Raw genomic sequence first — 6,525 nt, forward strand, 5'->3', positions numbered from 1 at the left:
CGGTCGAACAGGAGGTTGTGCCAGCGGGCGACGTCTCCCGCGGCGTGGACGCCGGGTGCGCCGGCGCCGAGGAACTCGTCGCAGACCACGCCGTCGTCGACGGGCAGTCCGCTGCCGGTGAGCCAGTCCGTGCGGGGCACCGCCCCGATGCCGACGACGACCAGGTCGGCGCCGATCACGGTGCCGTCGGTGAGGCGGACGCCCTCGACCCGGTCAGTGTCCTCCACCCGGCCACGGCCTGTCCGCAGCGCAGCACGGTGCCGTTGCGGGTGTGCAACGACGACAGCGCGGCACCGAGCTCGGGTCCGACGGACCGGACCAGTGGGGCCGGCAGCGCCTCCACGACAGTTGCCGGCAAGCCGCGCTCGCGGGCAGCCGAGGCCACCTCGGACCCGACGAATCCGGCCCCCACGACGACGGTGCGAGCACCCTCGTCCAGAGCACGGCGGACCGCGCGCGCATCGTCGAGCGTCCGCAGGACGTGCACACCTGCCAGGCCTTCCGTTCCCGGCAGGCCGCGGGCCGCGGCGCCGGTGGCGATGACCAGCGCGTCGTAGGCCACCTCTGCACCGCCGGCGTGCACGACCCCGGTGTCCGGATCGAGTCCGGTGGCGGGGTGTCGAGCAGCAGTTCCACGCCCAGTTCGTCGACGAGCTCCGCACGGCTGCGGAAGGTCACCGGTCCGGTCGAGCCTCCCGGTGCCAGCATCTGCTTCGACAGCGGCGGCCGGTCGTAAGGGGGGTGGGGCTCGTCGCCGATCAGGGTGACGCGGCCGGCGAACCCGGCCTTGCGCGCTGCCTCGACCGCACGCAGACCCGCGAGCGAGGCGCCGACGACCACGAGCGAGCGGGGTCCTGTGTGGACCGTCGTGGCGCTCACGGCTCCAGCCTCAGCGCCAGGGCCGGGCAGCCCTCGACGGCCGCGGTCACCTCGTCCAGGGTGCCTTCCGGCACCTCGGCGGACAGCACGACCAGTTCGCCGTTGTCGCCCACCTCGAACGCGGTGGGCGCGAAGGACTCGCAGATCCCGATGCCGGTGCACCTGGCCCGGTCCAGGACGATCCTCACCGGACACCGGCCTCCTCGGTCGCGGCACCCAGGCGGACGCGCATGGTCCGGACGCCGGGCACCATGGTCGAGCGCATCCGCACCACCTCGCCGGTGAGCTCGACGCGGTCGAAGCGGGCGAGGAACTCCTCGAAGAACACGCGGGCCTCGAGCCGGGCCAGTGACAGGCCCAGGCAGGCGTGCTCGCCGGTGCCGAAGGCCAGGTGCGGGTTGGGGCGGCGGGTGATGTCGAACTGCTCGGCGGTGTCGCCGAAGACGTCCTCGTCGCGGTTGGCGGCGCCGTAGAGCAGCACGACCGCCTGCCCCTTCCTGATGGACCTGCCGCGCAGCTCGACGTCCTCGGTGGCCCAGCGGGTCATGTGCGTGACCGGGGAGACGTAGCGCAGCATCTCCTCGACCGCGGAGGGGATCAGGCCCGGGTCCTCGACGAGCATCCGCAGCTGCTCGGGGTGGTTGATCAGCGCGATGGTGCCCAGCGCGATCAGGTTGCGCGTGGTCTCGTTGCCGGCGACGAGCAGCAGGTGCAGGAACGACATGAGCTCGTCGTGGGACAGGCTCTCTCCGTCGACCTCGGCGTCCATGAGGATCGAGAGGAGGTCGTTGGCGCGGCGCTGCTCCCGCAGTTCGATCAGCCGGCGGAAGTACGTGGTCAGCGCCCCGAACGCCTCCTGCGAGGTCAGCGTGATGCCGGGGTCGGCAGAGCCGACGGAGGCGTCGGACCAGGCGCGGAACTGCTCCCAGTCCTCGGCCGGTGCCCCGAGCAGGTCGGCGATGATGCGGACGGGGACCTTCGCGACGAGCCCCTCGGCGTACTCCAGTTCGACGCCTGCCCCCGCGGAGTCGAGCACACCGCGCACGATCGCGCGGACGTCGGGCTCCATCGCGTTGACGTGCCTGGGGGTGAAGCCCTTCGAGATCAGCTTGCGCAACGCGTTGTGCCGCGGCGGGTCGGTCGTGATCAGCATCGGGCGCGGGTCGGCCGTCCGGGGCTTGCCGTCGGGCATCAGCACTCCCTTGGCCGACGAGAAGAGGTGCGGCCGCGAGCCGATGAACTTGATGTCCTCGTAGCGGGTGATCCCCCAGAACCCGCCGTTGGCGCCGGTCCAGTGCACCGGTGAGTTCTGGCGCAGGTCCCGGTAGGCCGGTGCGGGATCACCGATGTAGAAGTCCGGCAGGTGCAGCGGGTAGTTCGGTTCCACGCGCGGTTCCCCTCAGGGGTGATGTGGGTGGCGGCGCGCTCCGGCATGGTCGTCACGACCTTCGGCCGCCGTTCAGATATGCGGCACAGTACACATATCTTATGAGGTCGTCTACACGTATCTTGGCGTGCTTCCGGTGCTACCGCCGAAGTCGGCCGAGTACCAGGACAGGTGCTCGCGTACATTGCTCCAGGAAGCGGTGTACACGTGGACCCGCATCAGGCGGCGCGGCGTGGATCGCGCGACCTCTCCCGCCAGCTCGACGATTGGACGCGGTGACACCGGCATGACGACCCACGGTGACGCAGGTGCTCCGACCCCTTCCCCGGCGGACCGGGAGCCCACGACGCGCCAGACGCTCGAGAACCGCGTCTTCGACGCGATGGCGTTGCTCACGCGGACGACGGAGGACTTCTTCGAGCGGACCGCCGGCGGCATCTCCGCCGGGCTGCGCCGCGGCACCGCCTCGCCGCTGTTCGTGCTGCACCGCACCGGACCGCTGCGCGTGTCGCAGCTGGCAGAAGAGCTCGGCCTCGACCGCACGACGGTGACACGCCACCTCGACGACCTGGAGTCCCGCGGCCTGGTGACCCGGCAGCCCGACGAGCGGGACCGGCGCGCGATGGTGGCGAGCCTGACCCCGGCGGCCCGGGACTTCCTCGACGACATGAGGGTGCGCAACAGGGCGTTGATCCGGCGCATCTGCGCCGACTGGACGCGTGAAGAGCGCGCGGTGTTCGGGCGGCTGCTGCCGCGCTTCGCCGTCGAGGGCGAGAAGGTGTTCGGCAACGCGCCGATACCGGCCCCCGGGGAACCTCGGGGCCGTTCGCGTGGAACCGGCGGGGGCCCGGCCGACCGGGGGTGAGGTGGGAGGCGGACCCACTGGGCCTCGGTCAGGAGGCGTACCGGACGCGCAGGTACGGAGCGTGTGCCTCGACGAGCGCGAGGAAGGAGCCGAGCAGTTCCCGCTCGAGCCCCCGCCGGTAGCGGACGTTGACCCTCGACCGTGCGCCGCGTGCTCAAGCGCCTACGGATACCGCCCGCGCCCCAGCGCGACACCGAGACCGGGCCGGCCAGTCCACCGCCTCGTTCGACGCGGTCCTCGCCGGCGCGGGCATCCAGGTCCTGAAGATCCCACCACGCTGCCCGAGAGTCAACACCTGCGCCGAACGGTTCGTCGGCACCGCCCGACGCGAAATCACCGGCCGCCTGCTCATCGTCGACGAACACCACCTGCCAGCGGTCTTGGACCCACTACAACCATCGCCGACCCCACCGGGCGCCACTTGTTCGCATGAGCAAATACCTCGGTGTCGTTTCGTCGGATCCGGGCTTAGCTTCGGGCGGTGGCGAACGAACTGACCATTCCGCTCCTGCCCTGTCCTTCCATCGACGAGATCGCGTCGTTCTACGAGATGCTCGGCTTCGAGACCACCTATCGGCAGACGCGGCCGAACCCACACGTCGCGGTGCGGCGGGAAGACCTCAACCTGCACTTCTTCGAGATGGAGGACTACGACCCGGCGCAGTCGTACAGCACGTGCCTGGTCATCGTGGCGGACATCGGCGAGCTGTTCGAGGCGTTCGCGGCGGGGATGCGGTCCGTGCACGGAAAACTGCTCGTCTCCGGCATCCCGCGCATGACCCGGCCGCGGCTGCGCAACGACCGGTACACCGGGTTCACCGTCGTCGATCCGGGCGGCAACTGGATCCGGGTCCACAAGGCCGCCAAAGAACCCGAGGCGCGCACCAGGCTCGCGAAAGCCATGGAGAACGCGGCCCGGCTGGCGGACGCGAAGGGCGACGAACAGCAGGCGTTGAGGATCCTCGAAGGCGCGCTCAAACGGGCCGACGGCTCCGAACCGGAACTGCGGGACGTTCAGGCCTACCGCGACGAGTTGGTCGAGCGGATCACCCCGGGGTCGTAGGTCGTCCGGAACGGCGGGAGCGAGGCCCTGGTGAAGCCGCCGTAGCGAACGGTGGCGATGCGCGGATCGAGGACGGCCACCACGCCCTTGTCCGACATCGAGCGCAGCAACACGCCCTGGGCCATCAGCCGAGCGGCGTGCGTGGCGGCGACGGTCGGGAAGCCGTTGCCGCCACGCGAGCTCACCGCCGTCTCCGGGTAGCCGCGCCGACGGGCCGTCCGGACGCGAAAACGGGATCCTCTCCACGATCACGAGTTGGAGGCCGGGCCCGGCGTCGCCCTGACGCGGGATCGGGTACTCGAGCTTGTCCCGCAGCGCTCCCGTAGCCGCCTCGGCGGCCCTGGTGCAGGAGCAGGGGCCGAGCGCGCGGCCGCTGGGCCGGCGTGTTCCGGTCGGTGCTCGCGTTGTTGCCCGACCACCAGGGCCGCCTCGTTCCGGTGACCAGCCGCAACGAGCCGCGTGACCTGGTCGCGCCCAACGACGCCCGGTCGTTGTCGCTCGGCGCGCTGCGGGAGGACGAGACGATCGGCCTGCCGCGGCGGATCGTCGGCGCCCGGCGGGTGGACCAGGAGCCGGCCGCCGCGCGCCGGCTGTGCTCCCTGTGCGGCCACCTGCCGCTCGCCATCCGGATCGCGGCGGCCGACCTGTCGAGCCGACCGCACCACCGGATCGGCCACCTCGCCGACCGGCTGACGTCGGGCAACCCGACGGGAGGCGCTCGCCGCCGGCACCGAGCCCGGCATGACGGTGCGCGCGGCGTTCGACCCGTCCTACCTCGTTTTGCCGACCAAGGCGCGAATCCCGTTCCAGCGGCTGGCCCTCGTGCCCAGCGGACTTCTCCGCCGAGGTGGTCGCGGTGCTCCGCGACGACGGCCAGGACACCGTGGACCGCCTGCTGGACGTGCTGTGCGCGGCGCACCTGACGGACCACTACGCGCCGCACCGTTCACCGGTTCCCCGACTTGTTGCGCGCGTACGCAGTGGAACGCGCGGGCGAAGGCGGGCAGGAGGAGGCGGTGGACCGGGTGCCGCGCTTCTACGTCCGCACCGCGACCGCCGCGGTGGCGACGATCGACCCCGACGCGCGACCGGTGCCGGATCGCGTGCCGACGCGCGTTCACCGTGCCGACGGCGCTGGGGTGGTTGGACGCCGAGGCGTCGAGCCTCGTCGCGGGGATGGCACACGCGGCCGAACACGGTCACCCCATCATGTGTGGCCGTTGGCCGACGCGCTGCGGGCGTACTTCCGGTTTCGCGGACGCGGTCCGGACTGGCTCTCGGCGGCCACCGCCGGACTGAATGCGACTACCGGTGCCTCGATTGTTCACAAGTGTGATCGGCACCCGTCGATTCTGTTCACGAGTATGACCGCCCGCATTGATCCCCCAGCCGGGGGATGATCGGCTCGCCCGTCTTTGACCTGCGCTTTCGACGGTATTCGACGCTTACCCGACCTCAGCCGCCGGAACCGTCGTTGACCGGCCACTTCCGGACCATCTAACATCCGGCGGGAAAGCGGTTTCCAGCACGACGACGTGAGGAAGCACCTTGGACGCGCGGTATTGGCCATCGCGTGCCGGTGGATTCATGCCCACCGGCGTCCACCCCGCGTGAATAGTTCGCCAACGCCAGTTCCGGCGTCCGGGTAAGTCAGAAGCGGAGTTGTCGATGAATGTTCAACCTCCCCCCACGCGCGCCGCAAGGCCCCACCGCGCGCGATGGCGTGCGGGCGCGGCAGCGGCGGCGGGCGTCACGGCGTTGGCCGCCACGCTCGTCGCCTGGCCGATCACGACCGCTTCGGCGGCGATCGGCGCGGGCACGTACACGGTGAAGAACGTGGGCACCGGACACTGCCTCGACGTGCCCAACGCGACCTCGACCGCGGGCGTGCAGCTCCAGCAGGCGTCGTGCGGCACCGCGAGCAGCCAGCAGTGGATGTTCACGGCGGTCAGCGGCGGGTACCGGATCAGCTCGGTCGCCACGGGCCTGTGCGTCGGCGTGCAGGACGCGTCCACGTCGGCGGGCAAGGCGATCCAGCAGGTCGCGTGCACCGGCGGCGCGGGCCAGACCTGGACGGTGACCGCGAGCGGCGGCAACTACCGCCTGGTCGACACCAACAGCACCAAGTGCATGAACATCAAGGACAGCTCGACCGCCGTCGGCGCCGGGGTGCAGATCAACTCCTGCGACAGCGTGTCCACCAAGCAGTGGACGTTGACCCCGGTGAGCGGCGGGCCGACCTCGACGTCGACCACCACCTCCACGTCGACCTCCACCACGACGTCGACGACGACCACGACCTCGACCACCACGACGTCGAACCAGAACCCG

General features: G+C 71.0%; 7 protein-coding genes and 2 pseudogenes. 3 read left to right on the plus strand and 6 right to left on the minus strand.

Annotated elements, in window-relative coordinates; genetic code table 11:
- Positions 1 to 17 precede the first annotated feature (17 nt).
- The 4 genes and pseudogenes from Q5530_RS34560 to Q5530_RS34575 form a co-directional block, all read right to left on the minus strand.
- Positions 18 to 583, minus strand: a pseudogene (locus Q5530_RS34560) (NAD(P)/FAD-dependent oxidoreductase); the annotation flags it as partial.
- A gap of 113 nt (positions 584 to 696) precedes the next feature.
- Positions 697 to 879, minus strand: a pseudogene (locus Q5530_RS34565) (FAD-dependent oxidoreductase); the annotation flags it as partial.
- Complete coding sequence (locus Q5530_RS34570) at positions 876 to 1,067, minus strand: ferredoxin (protein ID WP_415367027.1); 192 nt, start codon at positions 1,065 to 1,067, stop codon at positions 876 to 878. The gene Q5530_RS34570 and the pseudogene Q5530_RS34565, both read right to left, overlap by 4 nt.
- Complete coding sequence (locus Q5530_RS34575; protein ID WP_415367028.1) at positions 1,064 to 2,266, minus strand: cytochrome P450; 1,203 nt, start codon at positions 2,264 to 2,266, stop codon at positions 1,064 to 1,066. Before Q5530_RS34575 ends, Q5530_RS34570 begins: the two co-directional genes overlap by 4 nt.
- A 286-nt stretch (positions 2,267 to 2,552) precedes the next feature.
- Between Q5530_RS34575 and Q5530_RS34580 the strand changes: the two genes are divergently transcribed.
- Both Q5530_RS34580 and Q5530_RS34585 read left to right on the plus strand, forming a co-directional pair.
- Positions 2,553 to 3,131 (plus strand): MarR family winged helix-turn-helix transcriptional regulator, encoded by a 579-nt coding sequence (locus Q5530_RS34580; protein WP_415367029.1) that lies wholly within the window; start codon positions 2,553 to 2,555, stop codon positions 3,129 to 3,131.
- A 481-nt stretch (positions 3,132 to 3,612) separates the two neighbouring features.
- Positions 3,613 to 4,194: a hypothetical protein gene (locus Q5530_RS34585; protein ID WP_415367030.1), complete on the plus strand. Its 582-nt coding sequence runs from the start codon at positions 3,613 to 3,615 to the stop codon at positions 4,192 to 4,194.
- On the opposite strand, the gene Q5530_RS34590 is transcribed toward Q5530_RS34585, so the two are convergent.
- Positions 4,152 to 4,379: a hypothetical protein gene (locus tag Q5530_RS34590; protein ID WP_415367031.1), complete on the minus strand. Its 228-nt coding sequence runs from the start codon at positions 4,377 to 4,379 to the stop codon at positions 4,152 to 4,154. The two genes, Q5530_RS34585 and Q5530_RS34590, sit on opposite strands and share 43 nt — an antisense overlap.
- A gap of 1,491 nt (positions 4,380 to 5,870) precedes the next feature.
- The gene (locus Q5530_RS34595) at positions 5,871 to 6,038 is read right to left on the minus strand and encodes a hypothetical protein (protein ID WP_415367032.1); all 168 of its coding nucleotides are present in this window, start codon (positions 6,036 to 6,038) and stop codon (positions 5,871 to 5,873) included.
- Here Q5530_RS34595 and Q5530_RS34600 point away from each other — a divergent pair.
- Positions 6,031 to 6,525 (plus strand): RICIN domain-containing protein (locus Q5530_RS34600; RefSeq protein ID WP_415367033.1); only part of this gene is annotated, 495 nt, incomplete at its 3' end. The genes Q5530_RS34595 and Q5530_RS34600 overlap by 8 nt on opposite strands.

Source organism: Saccharothrix sp. BKS2 (genome assembly GCF_047689505.1).
Lineage (GTDB): Bacteria > Actinomycetota > Actinomycetes > Mycobacteriales > Pseudonocardiaceae > Actinosynnema > Actinosynnema lopnurensis.